The organism is Agriterribacter sp., assembly GCF_035497235.1.
Classification (GTDB): domain Bacteria; phylum Bacteroidota; class Bacteroidia; order Chitinophagales; family Chitinophagaceae; genus Agriterribacter.
Map to the genome: position 1 here is coordinate 86,444 of NZ_DATJEB010000028.1, position 20,286 is coordinate 106,729.

A 20,286-nucleotide genomic window follows, 5' to 3' on the forward strand; every position below is an offset into this window, starting at 1 on the left:
TGAAAAGAGGTGAAAGCCTCTTTTCAATTTCATTTTGTTCCTGAATCCCAAAATACTATCGTTGCGTTTTATGGTACTTCGAACATTCTATACCGCCTTTCTACTGCTCCCCGCAATAGTATCATCCGGGCAACCCCCCTTAGCAAAAAAGCCCCGGCAGTTTAGCCTGCTTTCATCAAAAGAAACGGGTATTTCATTCAACAACCGAATCAGGGAAACAGAAGAAGACAATGTTTTAAATTATGAATACTTTTATAACGGCGGAGGAGTGGCGGTTGGGGATATTAATAACGATGGCCTGCCGGATATCTATTTTACAGGAAATACAACAGAAGACCACCTTTATTTGAACAGGGGCAACCTTCATTTCAAAAACATTACCGCAAAAGCAATCCCTTTTTTTGGAACGGGCTGGAAAACCGGCGTTACCATGGCAGATATTAATGGCGATGGCTGGCTGGATATTTATGTATGTTATTCAGGAAAAGGCGGACCGGAAGAACGCAGGAACAAATTGTATATTAATAATAAAGACCTTACTTTTTCAGAAAGGGCAAAGGAATTCGGCCTCGATTTACCATCCTATTCCACACAGGCCTGCTTTTTTGATTACGATAAAGACGGCGACCTGGATTGCTATTTGCTTAACCACAATATCAGGGATTTTAAGCGGTTTGACGCAGCCTTTGTAAAAGCAATGCGGGATGAATATGCCGGCGACAAATTACTTCGTAATGACGGCGGAAAGTATGTGGATGTTAGTGCTGCTGCCGGCATTAAAGGCAACCCGATAGGATTCGGCTTAGGCCTTGGAGTGGCTGATATTAACCTTGACGGCTGGCCGGATATTTATGTTTCTAATGATTATATAGAGCAGGACTATTATTATATCAACAATGGTGACGGAACCTTTACCGAGCAATTGGAAGCGGCTATGAATCACCTCAGTTACTTTTCTATGGGTAATGCAATTGCTGATATAAATAATGATATATGGCCGGATATTTTTACCCTTGATATGCTGCCTGAAGACAATAAAAGGCAAAAACTATTATATGGCCCCGAGAACTATGAGAACTATGAAAATATGCTGCGCAATGGGTTTAACCACCAGCTTATGCGCAATATGCTTCAACTGAATAATGGAAACGGAACATTCAGTGAAACCGGACAGTTGGCAGGCATATCCAATACAGATTGGAGCTGGTGCCCGTTGTTTGCCGATTTTGATAATGATGGCTGGAAAGACCTGTATGTGACCAACGGCTATTTGCGGGACTACACGAATATGGATTTTATGAAATTTTATGCAGACCAGAAATTGAAATCCGCAAAGGGAGAGGCAAAAACCGCGATGATGGATATTCTCAAACAAATGCCTTCATCTGTACCACAACACTATATTTTTGCAAACCGGCAGGCGTCCGGGTTTCAGAACATGGTTAAAGAATGGGGAATGGATCAATCCCTGATTTCTAACGGAGCCGTGTATGCAGATCTTGACAACGATGGCGATCTTGAAATTATTACGAACAATATCAATAATAAAGCATCCATTTATAAAAATAATTCAGCTATACCCGGCGGTAACAACTATTTGCAAATAAAACTCGATTTCAATGCGCCTGCCAATAGTATTGGCACAAAAGTGCTGGTATACACCAATGGCAAAAAACAATACCAGGAATTTATGCCGGTACGGGGCTTCCAATCCAGCTCTTATACGCCCCTTCATTTTGGGCTGGGGAATTATAATATCATTGATAGTATTTACATTATCTGGCCGGATGGCAGCAGCCAGGTTCAAAAAAATATTGCGGCAAATACTATCGTAACAGCAAAGTACCAGAAAGGCGGACAGCTATTTAACTATAATAATTTAAAACCCGGAGCCACACTGTTTACTGCAAAAAATGCATTTGAAGGATACCGGCACCAGGAGAATACAGCCAATGATTTTAAACGGCAGTTGTTATTGCCCAATATGATGTCCTACCAGGGGCCAAAGCTTGCAAAGGGAGATGTTAATGGCGATAGCATGGAGGACTTATTTGTTTGCGGGGCAGCGGGGCAGCCCTCGCAGCTATTTATGCAGCAACCAGGCGGTCATTTCAGGGCCGCTTCCAGCAGCGTTTTTGAACAGGATAAATTATGTGAAGACCTTGACGCCGTTTTTTTTGATACTGACAAGGATGGCGATCTTGATTTATATGTAGTAAGCGGCGGGTATGATTTATTTGAAAAAAACGATCCTTTGCTGCAGGACCGCCTGTATATAAATGACGACAAAGGTATATTCACAAAAGCAACTGACCGGCTTCCCAAAGAGCAAAGCAGCGATGCCGTTGTGAAACCATTTGATCTTGACAATGATGGCGATCTTGATTTATTTGTTGGCGGCAGGCTGATACCCGGTAACTACCCGCTTCCTGCTTCAAGCCGGGTTTTAATAAACGATGGCAAAGGGTATTTTACAGATGCCACATTGGAGGTAGCGCCATTTCTGAAGGATTTTGGCATGGTTACCAGTGCAGATATATTGGATTATAACGGCAACGGGTACATGGATATAGTTATAGCCGGCGAGTGGATGCCCCTGGCTATACTTGAAAATAACAAAGGCATATTCGGGTTAAAGAATATAACAACTCCGGCAGGCGAAACTTATGGCTGGTGGAATAGCGTTGTTGCTGATGACCTTGATAATGATGGCGATATTGATATTATTGCAGGAAACTATGGCACCAACAACCAGATCAGACCCACAGAAAAAGAACCGGCCACAATGGTATATGGCGACTTCGATAACAATGAAGCTATTGATCCATTGCTTTGCTATTTTAACAAAGGCGTTTCCTATCCTTTTGTTAGCCGTGATGAAGCGCTTAATCAATTATTTTCATTACGCCGTAAGTTTACTACTTATGCCGCTTATTCGGATGCCACTATCGCCGGCATCTTAACTCCGCCGCAGTTACAAAAGGCGGTAACGCTAAAAGCCGGGAGTTTTAATTCTATCGTTTTGGAAAATACCGGCTCCGGCAATTTTATAGAACACAAACTTCCCATAGAAGCGCAGTATGCACCGGTATATGCAGTTATTATTGATGACTTTAATAAAGACGGAAAGAAAGACCTGGTACTTGGTGGAAATATGACCCATAACCGGATAAAAATAGGGAGGATTGACGCTAATTATGGAACCGTTTTTTTAGGTAGCGGCAATTGCCAGTTTGAATATTTGCCCCAGGCTGTTTCGGGTATTACTATAAAAGGTGAGGTGAGAGATATCAAAAAGATTGTTGCGGGAGGAGAAACCTTGTATTTGTTTGCCAGGAACAATGATTCTATCATTAGTTATACCATTAAAAACTAACCATGAGGATAGCCGCCCTGTTCATCATTTGTTTTTTGCCTTCAACGCTTACTAAAGCAGAACGCTTTACTAATGAAAGCCCTCTGGCAACTGCTTCAGACTATGTTCAAACCGTAAAAGCAATAAGCGATATTATGGTTGTGGATGTTATTGGCCCGGCCGCTGCCGCAAGGTATTATGCTTATGCCAATATTGCCGCCTACCAGGTTTTATATCAATCAGCCTACCCTAAGGAGAAAAATTTAAAACAGGTATTGAACCAGTACCCTGGTATGGAGGGCCTTAAACCCGCAGGAAATATAGCCTGTCAATACGCGGCATTGTATGCTTTAATAAGGGTAGGAGAAGAAATGCTACCCTCCGGATTTATGCTGACCAAAGAAAAAATAAAGCTTACCGCCCGGTTGAAAAAAAAATTAAGATTGAAAAAAGCGGTGCTGGCAGCATCACAGGTCTTTGCTGACAGCATTGTGGCAAGCGTATTGAAATACGCCATTGGCGATAATTATCATAAAACAAGTGGTTACGTGCGTTTCACACCTGGTTTGTACGAAGGCGCCTGGAAACCAACTCCGCCTGCCTATATGGAAGCATATGAACCACATTGGAAAACGTTGCGGCCTTTTGTGCTGGATTCATCCGGCCAATTCAAGCCTGCTTCACCCGTTCCTTATAATGCAGAAAAAGGCTCGCCTTTTTATTCACTTGCAGATGAAGTATATCAAAAAGGCAATACTTTAACTACTAAGGAAACAGAGATTGCCAAATTCTGGGATTGCAATCCTTTTACCCTTATGCAAAAAGGACATATCAGTTTTGGGACTAAAAAAATTTCTCCCGCCGGCCACTGGATGGGTATTACCGGACTGGCCTGTATGCAAAAAAACATTGCCTTCATGGAAACAGCAAGGCTTCATGTATGGGTTGCCCTCACCATGGCAGATGCTTTTATTTCCTGCTGGGACGAAAAGTTCAGGAGTAACCGGATCAGGCCTGAGACTTTTATCAATGAAAAAATTGACAGGAACTGGCGGCCGGTTTTACAAACGCCTCCTTTTCCTGAATATACAAGCGGACACAGTGTTGTATCTGCCGCGGTGGCCATTGTGCTATCAGCTTACTTAGGCGAACAATTCCAATTTGTTGATACCATCGAAGTCGAATTTGGGCTTCCTGCAAGATCTTTTCAATCATTCAAACAAGCAGCGGCGGAAGCGGCAATCTCCCGGTTATACGGAGGTATCCATTTCAGGGATGCTATTGACAATGGCTTTAAACAGGGAGAGAACATCGGTAATTATTGCTTAACAAAGTTCAACTGACATCCTTCCCCTGCACAGCTTTGAGTATTACTGCCATTATGTTTTTCCAAAATACAGACTATTTTTTCATGAAAATACTCTACCACAAAATCATTACCTCCCTTGCCTGCCTTGTACTTTATGGTATGGCGCAGGCACAATTAACCTGACATACACCTCAACTATTCCTTACTGCTTTTTTGCAAACCGCATCATTGGCACTTCATCCATCATAAACGTGAGGGTATTGTTCTGTACGGTATACGTATTAATTTTTTTCAGCGTTTCTATGAACACCGGCTCTCCGCTGCCGGGGCAAAACATTTTTGTTAAAGCCATATGATCAGAGAAACTTATGTTCCGGTCATCTGCTGCTAATTTTCCGCGGAACGCATTGCAGCTTGTATTTCCGCCAAAACTACTATCGGAGCTGTTAAAAGTTATCTCCGGCTTCCTTTCCGGATATAACCCCTGGAAAGCAATACGGGGGCCCGATATATATTCCAGTTGCCAGGTGCCATTAAGTCTTTCAATACCGGAAGCACCTGTTTGCCCGTTCTTTGCATTATTTACATTAGCGCTTTTACAGGCACATAAAGAAATAAAAGCGGCAACAGACAGTATCATTATTTGTTTCATACCGTAAATTTTTATTCCACCTGCCTTTAACAACCAGTAGGCGGCGCCATAAATATACACGCTTCGTTAATGCATACCATATCCTCTTTACATGTAACTTTGCCGAAACAGTAAGCAGCCTGGTGAAAAATTTAAAACAAATACCAATCAAACGAAAAAACCCCATCCTATTAAAAAGATCAGTAAGTATTTTTTGTTTTCTGCAGGTATCCTTTACCGGTAGCATCACCAGTCATAAAAGAAATTACCATTAAGCTTAAGTAATTAAACATTCATTTGCCCGGTTATATAAAATCAGTAATTTTCAGGATGAATAAAACGTTTTTCTGCATCAGCTTACTGCTGCTGCCCATATTGCTTTTGGCACAGCCGGCGCCACAACACGATCTCCATTTCAAACAGCTTGCTACCGTTTGGGATGAAGCCATTCCGTTAGGCAATGCAACCGTTGGCGCCCTGGTATGGCAAAAAGGAGATCATTTGCGTTTTTCATTAGACAGGTCGGATATATGGGACATGCGCCCGCTGAAAGGATTGCACCGGAAGGAATTCAGTTTCCAATGGATAGAAGAGCAGGTAAATAAAAAAGACTATAAACCCGTACAGGAATATTTTGATGCGCCTTATGACAGGGAGCCGGCGCCCTCCAAAATTCCGGCCGGTGCGCTGGAGTTCAATATACCGGCAGATACAAAAGTAAAATCCGTGCGGCTGATACTGGCAACCGCGGTATGTGAAGTACAATGGGAAAATGGTATGCAATTACAAACCTTTGTACACGCCACCCAACCTGTGGGGTGGTTTCGCTTTAAAAATGTTTCGGAAAATATACTGCCCCAGCTTATTGCTCCTCCCTACCAGTCTGATATAAAAGAAGGCGGCGAAGTAAATTCACTGGTAGGTGACGACCTTGCCCGGTTAGGATACAAGCAGGGCGCCATACAACAACAAAACAACAGCATTACGTACAAACAGGAAGGATGGGGCGGCTTTGTATATGAGATCAGCGTGCAATGGAAAAAAATAAATGCCACTACTATTGAAGGCGTATGGAGTGTTTCCTCACAATACCCTAACACAAAAATAAATCCCCCTGCTTCGGCAGTGGTAAGCAATACCATACAAAAAGGAATGGCACAGGATTATGCCACCCATATTACCTGGTGGAAAAGTTTTTGGAGTAAATCTGCCATTCGTGTGCCCGATACCCTGCTGGAAAAACAATGGTATCTTGAACAATACAAATTCGGATCTGCTGCAAGGCGTGGAGCGCCGCCCATTTCTTTACAGGCGGTATGGACGGCAGACAACGGAAGGATACCACCATGGAAAGGTGATTTTCATCACGACCTGAATACACAACTGAGTTACTGGCCGGCTTACAGCGCCAACCACATGGAGGAAGCACTGGGATACCTGGATCACTTAGATGAAAATAAAACGAACTACAAACGCTACACGAAATTGTTTTTTGGTAAAGAAGGATTAGCCGTACCGGGTGTAACTACGCTTGACGGAACCGAGATGGGAGGCTGGACGCAATATTCCCTCTCCCCTACCGTATCGTCATGGCTAGGGCAACATTATTACCTTCAGTGGAAATATAGCATGGATAAGGTATTCCTTAAAAACCGCGCTTATCCCTGGCTGAAAGAAACCTGCACTTTCCTGCAAAGCATAACAGTTAAAGATGAAAAGGGGTTAAGAAAACTTCCACTCAGTTCCAGCCCGGAAATAAACGACAACCGCATAGATGCCTGGTTTCATCAAAACACCAATTACGACCTGGCATTGATGAAATTCAGTTTTACAGCGGCTGCAGAAATGGCACATGCATTAGGACTAACAAAGGAAGCGGCTCAATGGAAGAAAATACTTTCTGAATTCGGCAACTATTCCATTACGTCCAACGATGAGCTGATGTTTGCTCCCGGTTTGCCTTACAATCAATCTCACCGTCATTTTTCGCATCTTATGGCCATTCATCCTTTAGGACTGATTAAATGGGAGGATGGCGAAAAAGCACAATCTGTCATTAAAAATACGATAGCGCTTCTTGAAAAGACCGGACCGGATTACTGGTGCGGGTACTCGTACTCGTGGCTGGGTAATATTAAGGCAAGAGCCAAGGACGGGGAAGGTGCGGCAAATTCGTTACAGATCTTTGCTAAAGCGTTTTGCCTGCCCAATAGCTTTCATGTGAATGGCGACCAAACCAAATCGGGCTACTCCAAATTTACCTACCGGCCATTTACGCTGGAAGGCAACTTCGCTTTCGCTGCGGGTATGCAGGAAATGTTATTACAGAGCTATGCCGGATTTATTGAAATTATGCCCGCTGTTCCGCAAGCCTGGAAAAATATTTCTTTTCAGCAACTAAGGGCCGAAGGCGCGTTTTTAGTGGATGCCCGGAAGGAAGACGGGAAGATAAAGGAAATAAAAATCGTTGCAGAAAAAGGGGGAAAAACCAAGCTGAAGCTTCCTTTCGAACAATGGAAGATCATATCCGCCAAAGGTATAAGCACAGGCAAAGCAGTTGATGGATTGATAGAACTAACCTGCACAGCGGGAGGAACTATTATTTTTAAAAACGATTCGGAATAGCGGCGAAGTGAGGGGAAAATACAAGGAATCAGGAAAGGCAGTCAGTATTCAGATTCAGCTATGAGCATTACAAAGAAGAAGTATTATCTCATTGTTAATAGTTACTCACCTGATGCTGATTGCCCCAAATCCGAAGCGAAATTCATAAACCCCGAACGGATTCCATCTTAAATCTCAAATTCAGAATTTTAAATCTCCAGTCCCCAATATGCCTATATCCATTTTTTGCAGCACCAAGCTTCTCCGGTAACTTTGCGCTCTGAAATTAATATGCGACATACATTATTATGGATACATTATCATTTGACATTGTTGTCATTGGCGGCGGCTGTGTAGGACTGGCAACGGCTTATAAGATCAACAGCAGGTATCCTCACCTGAAAATAGCGGTATTAGAAAAAGAGAGCCGGGTGTCGGCGCATCAAACGGGCAGAAATTCGGGCGTAATCCATTCCGGCATTTATTATAAGCCCGGCTCCTATAAGGCAAAGAATTGTGTGGACGGACGAAGGGAACTGGTGGCTTTTGCAAAAGCATACGGCGTACAGCATGACATATGCGGTAAAGTAATTGTGGCTACACAGGAAAATGAGCTGGCACACATGAATAAAGTATACCGGAACGGGATAGCCAACGGCGTGGAGGATATACGGCTGATAACAGCGCAGGAAATAAAAGATATTGAACCATACTGCGAAGGCATTGCAGGCATTTGGGTGGGCTGCACCGGCATTATAGATTATGCAGGTTTTACAGAAAAACTGGCTGAACTGCTATCGCAAAAATTTGAAGGCAGTAAAGTGTTCCTGAATACAGAAGCCAAAGACTTTATCAGGGAAGGCGATAAAATCATTATAAAAACCAACCGGCAAAATTTTGAAGCAAAATATATAGTGGCCTGTGCCGGGCTGCAAAGCGACCGCATAGCCCAGAAAGAAGGAACTGCTACAGATACCGCTATTGTTGGCTTTCGCGGCGACTACTATGACCTGAGTGAAATGGGAAGAAGCAAAGTAAAAAACCTTATTTACCCGGTACCCAACCCGCAATTTCCATTTCTTGGTGTGCATTTTACAAGAATGGTGAATGGAAGTGTGGAATGCGGACCCAATGCCGTATTTGTATTTAAACGCGAGGGCTATAGCAAAACCGCTTTTAGCTTCACGGATACCGCCGCTGCACTATTGTATAGCGGCACCTGGAAATTTTTTGCTAAACACTGGCGCTTCGGATTAGATGAATACCGGGGTGCTTTTTCAAAATCTTACTTCCTGAAACGCCTGCAAAAACTCATACCCTCCTTAACTTCAGCAGATATTATACCCGGCCGCGCAGGTGTACGTGCTATGGCGCTTTCGCGTGAAGGCAATATGATAGATGATTTTAAGATTGAAGTAAGCCATAACGCCATTCATGTGCTGAATGCCCCCTCACCGGCTGCCACTGCCGCGCTGGCTATTGGTAACGCGGTGCAGGAAATGGCAACAACGCAATTCCATCTTTCATAAAACGGCTTTCAGCTATCATTAGCGATCAGTAACTTCCAAACTTCCAATCATAACTTAATAAATATCTTCTTCCGGTAAAGTATATACGCGGGAACAAAGTTAATGGCAACGAAAAACAGCGCATATAACCAGCTTGCCAGTTCGGGCTGCATCCCCGATTGCACCAGTTCATTAACCACCAGTTCATTAAGGGGCAGTCCGCCCAATTCGGCCCTGTAAAAAAACAAGGCCAGCACATCCGCCAGTACATATACCGCAATGGCGTTAGCACCAAATATAACGCCGGCGCGTACCCCTTTTTTATACCCCAGTATATCTACTATAAAATACAATACGCCCAGTAATAAAGCACCCAGTCCTGAGGTTACGAGCACAAAAGAACTGGTCCACAGGTTTTCATTTACTGGAAAAGTCAATCCCCAGAAATAACCGGCGATAACCGAGAAAAGCCCTGCCGCCATAAGATAATTCACTTTTTCACCGGGCGCAAGCCTGCTCATCATTAACCGCCCGGCAAGCATACCCGTCATGCCACTCACCATAGCGGGTATGGTACTCAGGATACTTTCCGGATCCCAGGTACCCTGCCACATTTTGCCCGGCAGGTATTTACTGTCTACCCAGGCCACAATGTTCACTCCCGGTTCCAGCATTACTTTACCCACTCCGGGGGTAGGGATAAGCGTTAGCGCCAGCCAGTAGCCCACCAGTAAAAAAGCGGCTATCCATGCCTGTTGTTTCCAGTTGGTATGGAGGAAAAGCATAGCGCAAGCCATAAATACAAGGGCAATACGGTGCAGCGTTCCCGTCCAGCGCACATTGCTGAAATCAAAATCGGGCATGAGATTAAGGAACATGCCTATGGCAAATATTTTAAGCGACCGGAAGATGATCTTTTTGTATAAGCTGCTTTTAGACGTGCCATCGTTTAACCTTTTTGTGTAAGCGTACACAATAGAAACACCAATCACAAAAAGAAAGACCGGTGCAATGGTATCGGTAAAGGATAGTCCGTTCCATTTACTATGACGCAACGTAAAATACACATACTGTTCATTTCCGGGGAAATTAACCATGATCATGGCGGCTATGGTAAAGCCACGCAGGGCATCGAGCGAAATAAGCCGGTTGGATTGCAGCAGCATACAGTAAAAATTGGCAACTAACGGTTTTAGTATTCCGGTGTTCACTTGCGGCTATACCTGTTGTATAGCAATATCTTCTATCTTCAGCAATGAAAGAGCAGGCTTATGTGTAACGATACTGCCCGGCTAATATGAAAATGAGGAAAATAAGGCAGGGTACAGGTTATAGGTTTCAGGGTACAAGTTGCAGGTTTCAGGGAAGAAAAGAAGTACCAAGCCTATCGTTAGTAGTTTTTAGCTCATGGCTGATGGCTCATACCTCATTCTTCATCAATATACATTCTTCGGGCAGGGTATTCCCTTTCCTGTATTACCACGGTTAAAATCGCGGTCATTAAACAGTTTGTAGCTGATCGTAATTCCCGAAAAATAATACCAATCTTTAGTTTTAGGATTTCCTCTCACTGTTCCTGCCGCCGGGTAAACAGGGTTGCCATTTTTCAGTTCACCGCCACGGTATGCCATTTCAACGGCTTTCGGCCCTTTGGCAGCCAGTAATATATTACGGTCAACATATTTGGTACTTACATTATCCAGGTAATCGGTAAATGTTTTATTGAACCGGAATTCCCAGCCTAAGGAAACATTGCGGGTAACGGCAAAGCGTATGCCCCCACCAAAGGGTATAGAAATATTCTGGCTATTACTTTTTTTCCTGCCGGGATATTCAGGTAGCCCCTGACCTTCGGTACTCAAATTCCCCAAACCTATTTTCTTGCCCAGTGAATCATAGGCATAAGGCCCCATATTAAAAACCGAAACACCTGCAAACAAATATGGGGTATATCTTTTCTCCATAATATCAAAAAATTCGTACACCCCGGTAAGACTGGCATCATATATTTTAGAATAAAAGCTCAGGTTACGCTGGCGGCGCTGCAAATTGCTGCTATAGCTGTCTGAACCCTGGATATTCCCATACGTAATAAGCCCTCTTAAGGATATCTTATCGGTTAAAGCGTAACTTGCTCCTAATGCACCCGCAGGTTTCGACTGTGAAAAAGTGTAAGTGCTCTCCTGCAACTCGCCCTGGTAATTGGCAAAGCCACCAAAAGCTTCTATACTTACATTTTTTAATATTCCCTGTGAATACGCAGCAGAGGCGCTAAGCAATAATGCTAAAATAAATATTTGTTTCACCGGCATTCTTTTAGAGATACGGTATAATAACGCACAAGTTGGGTAAAAATTAAGTTGCATGGAAATAAAACAGTAACAACGCCAAAACAATGCCATTTTACTGTTTTTTCATTTTTTATGCCATTGGATACGGCTCAATTTTACTTAAATTTTAAATAGCTCCCCATAAGCTTTGCGGATATTCACCTTTAGCAACCAATGCGTTAATATTGCTTTCCACACCAGGGGCGTCTTCCTTGTACGTTACGCCAAACCATTTGGAGTGAGTAGGAATAACCTTTAAAGCATTGTCGGGCATTTTAATGAATTCGGCGCCCACATCCACCACGTATATCTCTGCTTTGGGCTGGTGAAGGTTCTTTTGTAAAAATGTGTTAAACATTTCTTTGCATATGCTGAAAACATAGGGTGTAAAGCACCAGAAATTCATAGAGACCTTGGAATCTGCTGCAACCTCGTTTTTACTACCATCTTCTTCATACACAATTTTATTGCCATCGCGGTATATTTTTGTACGTTCCGCAATTTCTACCAGGTTACCGGAAGCGTCTGCCTTACACACTCCCCTGCTAACAGAACCATTATCGGAAAGCGTTTTCGCAAGCTCATACCCAATTAAACCAAAAGTATGATCGTTAGCCTCCTGTGTTAAAAAGCGATAGGCTTTTTCAAACGCATCCCGGCCATAAAAATCATCGGCGTTAATTACAATAAAAGGTTCGTGTACAGCAGTGGAAGCACATAAAACCGCATGTGCAGTTCCCCAGGGCTTGGTCCGGTCTGCCGGTATATCGTAACCTTCTACAAATGATTGCATATCCTGGAATACATAATCAATAGCAATTTTACCCTTGAGTTTAGGTTCAAAAATGGCTTTAAAATCTTCCGCAAATTCCTTCCTGATAATAAATACCACTTTACCAAACCCCGCGCGGCAGGCATCGAAAATAGAATAATCCATGATCGTTTCTCCCGATGGACCAAACTGTTGAATTTGCTTTAAACTGCCATACCGGGAGGCCATTCCCGCTGCCATAATTACTAATGTAGGTTTCATCCGTATGTTTTTTATTTTTTCAATGGTTGGATGCCTGCCTGATCGGCAGACAGGGAACGCCTTTAAACATCTTCCCTGTATATGAAATTTTGCATAGGCGTTTTATCATATTTACGCTGTTAAACTTGATTGATATACTATTCCGTTTCTCCTTTCATTCTTCAAACATGTGCGAAAATAAAGAATTAACGCTAAACCGGGGTTAACCGATGTTAGTTAATATATTTAGCTAATGTGAAACCATATGTGTTTCTTCCTTATTTTTATTGCGATAGCAGTATCAGTAAACCCTTTATCACGTTGTATTTTTTTATCTATTTACTATGCATTATCCTCATTCAGAAAAAGCAATACTTGAAATAGACGCCAGAGCGCAACTTGGTGAAGGCGCGTTATGGCATCCCACAGAAAATAAATTGTATTGGGTAAATATTGAAGGCAGAACGCTTCATATATACGATCCCGTTACCAGAGAAAATCAATCTTTTTGGCTAGCAGAAAGAGTGGGTACGGTAGTTCCGGTAGAAAGTGGCGGCGTTTTGGTAGCCCTGCAAAACGGCATTCATTTCATGAATATCCATACAGGCGCATTACAGTTTATTGCCAACCCTATTACCGGCAGCGATATTCGTTTTAATGATGGCAAATGCGATCCTTCGGGCAGGTTTTGGGTGGGCAGCATGCACCTCCAGTTTACAGAAGGAGTAGCTTCACTATACCGGGTGAACAGGGATAAAACAGTGCATACGATGCTGGATGGCGTTACGGTTTCTAACGGTATTGCCTGGACGAAAGATAGAAAAACAATGTATTATGTAGACAGCCACCTCCGCAGGATAGACGCTTTTGATTATAATGATGCGGATGGAGCCATTACCAACAGAAGAACAGTGGTAACTGTACCCGAAGGTGGCGGCTCGCCCGATGGCATAGCGCTGGATGCGGAAGGGAAAATATGGGCGGCGCTCTGGGGCGCTAAAGCGGTGGGCAAATTTGATCCGGAAACAGGCGAACTATTGCAGAAAATTGAAGTACCTGCGCCGAACGTTTCATCCTGTGCTTTTGGAGGAAAAAACTTAGACACATTATACATCACTACCGCCCGCGGAGAATTATCGGAAGCGCAACTGGCAGCCTACCCGTTAAGTGGTGGATTGTTTTCGGCAAAACCGGGGGTAAAAGGAGTGCCTGCGGAATTTTTTACAGGAACGATCAATGAATAAGGTTTATGACGCACTATCACTGGTTATGATGTAAATACTCCTGCAGGATGATGGTGGCCGCAATTTCATCAATTATGGCCTTGTTGCGGCGTTGTTTCTTTTTCATACCCATAGCGATCATAGCCTGCATTGCCATTTTAGAAGTGTATCTTTCATCCGCTTTTTCAACAGGCATGCCTGGAAAAGCTTTTTTTATTTTTTCAACTACTTTTTGTACCAATACAGTAGCGTGCGTGTCTGAATCATCAAGATTTTTGGGCTCTCCGATAATTATTTTTTCTACCTGTTCCCGTTCAAAATAATTTTTTAAGAAATCAATGAGCCTGGGAGATTCTATAGTAGTTAAACCGGTGGCAATGATCTGCAAAGGATCGGTAACGGCAATACCGGTTCGTTTTAACCCGTAGTCAATAGCAATGATGCGTGGCATAAAGCAAAGATAGGTTGTATTATATTTTTTTGCCACATAGAATCACAGGCACATAGGTTTTCTCTTCTTCTATTGTGTTATGTGTTCGTTTCCTTCATTGGGATTTGTCGAAAATGCCGGTCATTTTATTTAGCCAGTTCCAGTCCGAACAGTAAAGGAGTAGTATTAACTAAGGCATGCAGCAGCGCCGCGTAAAAAACATTCCCGGTTTTAAGGTACACATATCCATAAGCCCAGCCGCCAATGCTTGCCAATCCAACAAAAATAATGGAACCCGCATGCGCATGCACCAACCCAAAAATAACACTGGTAACAGCAAGCGCTGTATACACACCCATTGTGGTTTTGCCCTTTCTTTCCATACCGTAAGCCGCGGCGCATAACAATACCGTAACCAGCGCCGGGAACCATTGCATAGTGCCGTTTAACGCGTACCCTGTAAGCAGGGAAACTGCCGTCAGGATTACCAGGCCCCAGATCCAGAACGTTTTCCATGAGCCCGATTGCCCAATACGTTTAGCGAGCATATTTTGCAGCAATCCGCGAAAAACAAATTCTTCAAAAAGAGCGGTATGTAAAAAAACAGACAGCAGCGACCTGGCAACCTTTGAGGTAATGAAAACAGGAACCGCGTCTTCGTTCCTGAGCTTTATAAAATCAACCGACCACCCGATAATAAATACAAAAACATAAAAAGCCATCCACACCCATACCACGGTAAAAAGGTATTTCCATTTAAAAACAGGGTAAAAGCCCACATCACGTATATGCCGCACCGTTACAAAGGCAAAAACCGCTGCCAGCATAACCGTTATGCGGTAAACCGAATCGAAGCCCCCGCCATTGAAAGGAAGATTGCCCGAAGGTTTGGCATCTATAAGCGTTACCGGGAAAAAGAACAGCACAAAAACGGAAAAATCAAGCCAGTCTAACTTTGCGTTTGTATTTGCTCTTGCGGCAAATGCCATTACAGGAAAGAAGAGCAGATAAGGCACGAGAAAAAGCGTACCCTGCAAAGGATTTTGTTTATTAAACCCTACATAACTGAAATACAGGAGCACCAGCAGTAATGGAAAAAGAAATACCCGGCGAATATCCGCTTTCATACTTTTCCTCAGCCAGTCCGACACCGCGGGCTTACCCAGCGAGAAGAGCATAAAATATAATACAACAAAATAAGGTAATGCGATAAAGATATCCGCCGCCGTATTGTGTTTCCACGAAAACAGTATAAAAACCAACGACAATAAAGCGGTATATATTCCGGTGGTGACCAGTGGTCTTTTGAGAGATGCCAGGGTTGTCATGAAAAAGGGTATTTAGGGTATGAGCCAAACCTTTGCTGATGTATAAATATCGGATATTTCAGATTGTGTCCAAAATTTAAGCATACGGGTTGAAACGGTATATACCTGCACTTTATCTCAAAAAAATATCCCCGATCACAAAAAAAGAAAATACCACGCTGGCTATGCCATTGGCAGTCATAAAAGCGATATTCACCCTCCTCAGATCATTGGGGTTTACAATAGAATGCTGGTAGATGAGCATCCCAATAAATACCGCAACGCCTACCCAGTACCATGGGCCAAACCGGCCGTATATGCCCGCTGTTATAACCAGCAATGCAGATAGCAGATGTAAGATTTCGGATACCCGCAGCGCGCTTCTTTTACCCAATGCGGCGGGAATGGAGTAGAGTTGCTGCGCTTTATCAAATGCTTCATCCTGCAGCGAATAAATGATATCAAAACCACTTACCCAAAAAAGCACCGTGAAGGAAAACAGTAAAGGCAACCAGTCGAACCGGCCGGTAACCGCCAGGTAAGCGCCAATAGGTGCAAGGCTTAATCCCAATCCCAGTACCAGGTGGCATAAGGATGTAAAACGTTTGGTATAACTATAGCCTAATACTACAAACAAGGCTACCGGCGCCAAAAAAAAGCAAAGTGTATTGATAAAAAAGCAGGCGATCATAAACAATACGCATGATAATACGGTAAACCACAGCGCGTGATTGGCTTTAATGATACCGGCGGGAATTTCCCTGATGGCCGTACGCGGGTTCCGGGCATCGAAGCTCCTGTCGAGATAACGGTTAAAAGCCATGGCAGCGCTGCGTGCGAAGATCATACAACCAATAACCAACAAAAATTTTACAACAATATCCCTTGTGGACAAAGGAATGATCTTTCCGTGAAAATCGGCAGGAACAATTATAGTATGCCATCCCGGAACAACGGAGAATGAATAATCCATTGTTCTTACAGCCAGAAAGAAACCAATCATTGCAAACGGCATTGCAAAAATGGTATGGGAGAATTTAATGAGGGAAAGATAGTTTTTAACCTGCGCCATGCTGCGAAGGTATGAACAGAACAGGTAATTTACCCGTATACTATTGTACGGTCATTGCATCATTTTTCACCAGCTTTGCCAGCTCCCATAATACAATGCCAGCGGCTACGGATATGTTTAAAGAATGCTTCATGCCGGACTGCGGAATTTCGATGCAGCCATCACAAAGTTCCAATACATCCGCATCTACCCCGCTCACTTCGTTACCAAATATTACAGCCACTTTTTGCATGTTATTATTCCCTGCAAGTGTTGCCCAATTGAGTTTGTTTAATGCTATACTGCCTTCCGCCTGTTCTATTGCCCAAATGGCATATCCATCTTTCTTTAATGCATGCACTGCCTCCACCGTGGAAGGATAGTATACCCAATGCACGGTTTCCGTTGCGCCCAAAGCTGTTTTATGAATATCCCTGTGGGGCGGCCGGGGCGTATAACCACAAAGGCAAACAGATTCAACCAGGAACGCATCGGCCGTGCGAAATACACTGCCCACGTTATGCATACTGCGTATATTATCGAGCACAGCAGTAACAGGGGTTTTATCAGACTGCCTGAACTCCTCTACGGTTTTGCGGTTCAATTCATCCATGCTTAGTTTTCGCATAGCGCAAAGATATATGGGATTTGAAATTTGAGATGGGAGATTTGAGTCGGGAGCCGTTGGCTATAAAGATAAGGTATCAGCTATAAGGAGAGGAACTGCTAACGACAGGCTGAATACTCCTTCTTTTGTGCTGCTTATAGCTGACCACTCCTATGTTTGAGATTTATTTGTCTTTTGTGATTTGGTTCTTGTGATTTAACCTCCTGGTACTTTGTATTTCCCGGAAATTCAACATTCGGCTTTTATTTGCCTCACAGTTCCTTATTTTTGCCCTCCTGTATGGCAAAAGCAAGTTCAGATACACCATTAATGCAGCAACACCGGGCTATCAAACAAAAATACCCCGATGCCATACTATTGTTCCGCGTAGGCGATTTTTATGAAACCTTTGGCGAAGACGCTATTATTACTTCCCGCGTACTGGGCATTACTTTAACCAAAAGAAACAGCGGGTCCGCCACCTCATCCGAACTGGCCGGGTTTCCGCACCATGCCTTAGACACTTACCTCCACAAGCTGGTAAAAGCCGGGTACCGGGTTGCTATCTGCGACCAGCTCGAAGACCCCAAACAGGCAAAGGGTATTGTAAAACGGGGAGTAACGGAAATGGTTACCCCGGGAGTAGCTACCAACGATAAACTGCTGGAGCATAACAGCAATAATTTTTTAGCAGGCGTTTATTTCGATGAAAGTATTGTAGGTACCGCTTTTCTTGACATTTCTACAGGTGAATTTTTTGTGGCGGAAGGCAATACGGAATATGCAGACAAACTATTGCAAAGTCTTAAACCGGCGGAAGTGGTTTTTCAACGGAGCTTTCAGAAACAGTTTAAGGAAACTTTTGGGCCAAAGTTTTATACCTATGCCCTCGAAAGCTGGCTGTTTGACAAAGCGTATGCCGCTGAAAGCTTACTGAAGCATTTTGGAACCCATTCCCTGAAAGGTTTTGGTATTGAAGATATGCCAGCCGGCATAGTGGCAGCCGGCGCAGTGCTGCATTATCTTAAAGATACGGAACTTCCCAACCTGCAGCATATTACCGCTATACAACGCATTGATAAAGACGATCATTTATGGATGGACCGTTTTACTATCCGCAATCTTGAACTGCTGGGCAATAGTTCAGACAGCGGCCAGACATTGCAAAAAGTAATGGACAATACGGTTTCGCCTATGGGCGCCCGTTTAATGAAACGATGGATCGTGCTGCCCCTGAAAGATATCAGCCGTATTAATGAAAGGCTGAACCTGGTGGAACATTTTATTAAAGAAACCGATTGCAGGAACACGGTGGCCCAGCATATCAAACAATGCGGCGATGTAGAACGGCTGGTGAGTAAAGTTTCTTTACGAAAGATCAACCCCAGGGAAATTAAACAAATAGCCCGTGGGCTGCAGCATATTGAGCAAATCAAAAACACCTGTATCAGCAGCAGTAACGATTACCTGAAACGGCTGGCCGATGCGCTCAATCCCTGTCATTATATTGCTGAAAAGATCAGCAGGGAGATTGTTGATAATCCTCCCGTGCAGGCCAATAAAGGTAATATTATTAATAAAGGCGTGCATGATGAGCTGGATGAGTTGCGGGGTATTGCCACCGGCGGAAAAGAATACTTACTGGAATTACAACAAAAAGAAACCCAGGCTACCGGCATTTCTTCTCTTAAAGTGGGCTTTAATAACGTGTTTGGCTATTACTTAGAAGTAACCAATGCCCATAAAAACAAAGTGCCGGAAAACTGGATACGCAAACAAACGCTTACTAACGCCGAGCGCTACATTACGCCGGAACTAAAACATTACGAAGAAAAGATTACAGGCGCTGAGGATAAAATATTCGATATAGAGCTGGAATTGTACGATAAATTATTATTAGAACTCCAGGACTATATTGCCCCAATGCAGGTAAACGGCAGCATACTGGCCATATTAGATTGCCTGATTTGCTTTGCCCATAATGCCTTACAATACAAATATAAAAAGCCGCAGTTACATGAAGGCCGCCAGCTTGAACTGAAAGAAAGCCGTCACCCGGTAATAGAACGCAACCTCCCGGCCGGTGAACAATATATCACCAACGACATTGCGCTTAATTCCGAAGATCAGCAAATTATTATACTTACCGGGCCTAATATGAGTGGTAAAAGCGCCCTGCTGCGGCAAACCGCGCTTATTACCTTAATGGCCCATACCGGAAGCTTTGTGCCTGCCGCTACGGCCTATATACCCATAACAGATAAAATATTTACAAGGGTTGGCGCATCAGACAATCTAAGCGCGGGCGAATCTACCTTTATGGTGGAAATGAATGAAACAGCCAGCATTATCAATAATATTTCTGCCGCCAGTCTTATATTGCTTGATGAAATTGGAAGAGGCACATCTACCTATGACGGTATTTCCATTGCCTGGAGCATCGCGGAGTTTTTACATCATTCGCCCTTTGCACCTAAAACATTATTTGCCACGCATTATCATGAACTGAATGAACTGGAAAATAAATTACCCCGGGTAAAAAATTATCACATCACCAATAAAGAAGCGGGAAATAAGGTCATCTTCCTCCGCAAGCTGGCGCCCGGTGGCAGTAAGCACAGCTTTGGTATTCACGTAGCTAAAATGGCGGGCATGCCCCCTTCCTTAATTGACCGGGCCAATACCATTTTAAAACAATTAGAAGAAAAACATGCGGATAATGATGCAGGCGCCCTCCGCAGCACAGTAAAGCAACTCTCCGCACCTCAATTGCAGCTTTCTATTTTTGATATGCATACCGAAATATTCCAGCAAATGCGGCAGATATTAGAAACCCTTGACATTAACCGGCTTACCCCCGTTGAAGCTTTGCTGAAACTGAATGAGATAAAGAACCTGCTGAAGTAAGCATCAGCAAAT

Annotated in this window: 14 protein-coding genes; 6 read left to right on the forward strand and 8 right to left on the reverse strand. The window is 43.4% G+C overall.

Translation table 11 applies throughout. The features are described from left to right. The first annotated feature begins 70 nt into the window (after positions 1 to 70). Both VL121_RS07680 and VL121_RS07685 read left to right on the forward strand, forming a co-directional pair. A complete protein-coding gene (locus VL121_RS07680) occupies positions 71 to 3,376 on the forward strand; it encodes a VCBS repeat-containing protein (protein ID WP_325403851.1) in 3,306 nt (1,101 codons plus the stop codon). A gap of 2 nt (positions 3,377 to 3,378) precedes the next feature. After that, positions 3,379 to 4,698, forward strand: coding sequence for a vanadium-dependent haloperoxidase (locus tag VL121_RS07685; protein ID WP_325403853.1), 1,320 nt, complete (start codon positions 3,379 to 3,381; stop codon positions 4,696 to 4,698). Between the two features lie 168 nt (positions 4,699 to 4,866). Here VL121_RS07685 and VL121_RS07690 read toward each other — a convergent pair whose 3' ends face one another. Further along, entirely contained in the window at positions 4,867 to 5,316 is a 450-nt protein-coding gene (locus tag VL121_RS07690) for an META domain-containing protein (RefSeq protein WP_325403855.1), read from the reverse strand. Between the two features lie 309 nt (positions 5,317 to 5,625). Here VL121_RS07690 and VL121_RS07695 point away from each other — a divergent pair, with 309 nt between their 5' ends. Together VL121_RS07695 and lhgO are read left to right on the forward strand one after the other, a co-directional pair. After that, complete coding sequence (locus tag VL121_RS07695; protein ID WP_325403857.1) at positions 5,626 to 7,920, forward strand: glycosyl hydrolase family 95 catalytic domain-containing protein; 2,295 nt, start codon at positions 5,626 to 5,628, stop codon at positions 7,918 to 7,920. 287 nt (positions 7,921 to 8,207) lie between these two features. Then, the gene (gene lhgO, locus VL121_RS07700) at positions 8,208 to 9,428 is read left to right on the forward strand and encodes an L-2-hydroxyglutarate oxidase (protein WP_325403859.1); all 1,221 of its coding nucleotides are present in this window, start codon (positions 8,208 to 8,210) and stop codon (positions 9,426 to 9,428) included. 47 nt (positions 9,429 to 9,475) lie between these two features. Here the strand turns inward: lhgO and VL121_RS07705 are convergent, their stop codons facing one another. The 3 genes from VL121_RS07705 to VL121_RS07715 form a co-directional block, all read right to left on the reverse strand. Beyond that, entirely contained in the window at positions 9,476 to 10,573 is a 1,098-nt protein-coding gene (locus VL121_RS07705; protein WP_325403861.1) for an acyltransferase family protein, read from the reverse strand. A 270-nt stretch (positions 10,574 to 10,843) separates the two neighbouring features. Next, positions 10,844 to 11,713 (reverse strand): DUF6089 family protein, encoded by an 870-nt coding sequence (locus VL121_RS07710; RefSeq protein WP_325403863.1) that lies wholly within the window; start codon positions 11,711 to 11,713, stop codon positions 10,844 to 10,846. Between the two features lie 151 nt (positions 11,714 to 11,864). Continuing rightward, positions 11,865 to 12,770, reverse strand: coding sequence for a nucleotidyltransferase family protein (locus VL121_RS07715; protein ID WP_325403865.1), 906 nt, complete (start codon positions 12,768 to 12,770; stop codon positions 11,865 to 11,867). 323 nt (positions 12,771 to 13,093) lie between these two features. Here VL121_RS07715 and VL121_RS07720 point away from each other — a divergent pair, with 323 nt between their 5' ends. After that, positions 13,094 to 13,993, forward strand: a complete 900-nt coding sequence (locus tag VL121_RS07720) for an SMP-30/gluconolactonase/LRE family protein (RefSeq protein WP_325403867.1) — start codon at positions 13,094 to 13,096, stop codon at positions 13,991 to 13,993. Positions 13,994 to 14,009: 16 nt separating this feature from the next. On the opposite strand, the gene ruvX is transcribed toward VL121_RS07720, so the two are convergent. The 4 genes from ruvX to VL121_RS07740 form a co-directional block, all read right to left on the reverse strand. After that, the gene (gene ruvX, locus VL121_RS07725; RefSeq protein ID WP_325403869.1) at positions 14,010 to 14,423 is read right to left on the reverse strand and encodes a Holliday junction resolvase RuvX; all 414 of its coding nucleotides are present in this window, start codon (positions 14,421 to 14,423) and stop codon (positions 14,010 to 14,012) included. A 125-nt stretch (positions 14,424 to 14,548) separates the two neighbouring features. Next, positions 14,549 to 15,730: a CPBP family intramembrane glutamic endopeptidase gene (locus tag VL121_RS07730; protein ID WP_325403871.1), complete on the reverse strand. Its 1,182-nt coding sequence runs from the start codon at positions 15,728 to 15,730 to the stop codon at positions 14,549 to 14,551. Between the two features lie 112 nt (positions 15,731 to 15,842). Then, the gene (locus tag VL121_RS07735) at positions 15,843 to 16,781 is read right to left on the reverse strand and encodes a UbiA-like polyprenyltransferase (protein ID WP_325403873.1); all 939 of its coding nucleotides are present in this window, start codon (positions 16,779 to 16,781) and stop codon (positions 15,843 to 15,845) included. A gap of 40 nt (positions 16,782 to 16,821) precedes the next feature. Then, complete coding sequence (locus tag VL121_RS07740; RefSeq protein ID WP_325403875.1) at positions 16,822 to 17,388, reverse strand: RNA methyltransferase; 567 nt, start codon at positions 17,386 to 17,388, stop codon at positions 16,822 to 16,824. 279 nt (positions 17,389 to 17,667) lie between these two features. On the opposite strand from VL121_RS07740, the gene mutS reads away from it, so the two are divergent. Beyond that, complete coding sequence (gene mutS / locus VL121_RS07745) at positions 17,668 to 20,274, forward strand: DNA mismatch repair protein MutS (RefSeq protein ID WP_325403877.1); 2,607 nt, start codon at positions 17,668 to 17,670, stop codon at positions 20,272 to 20,274. Positions 20,275 to 20,286 lie beyond the last annotated feature (12 nt).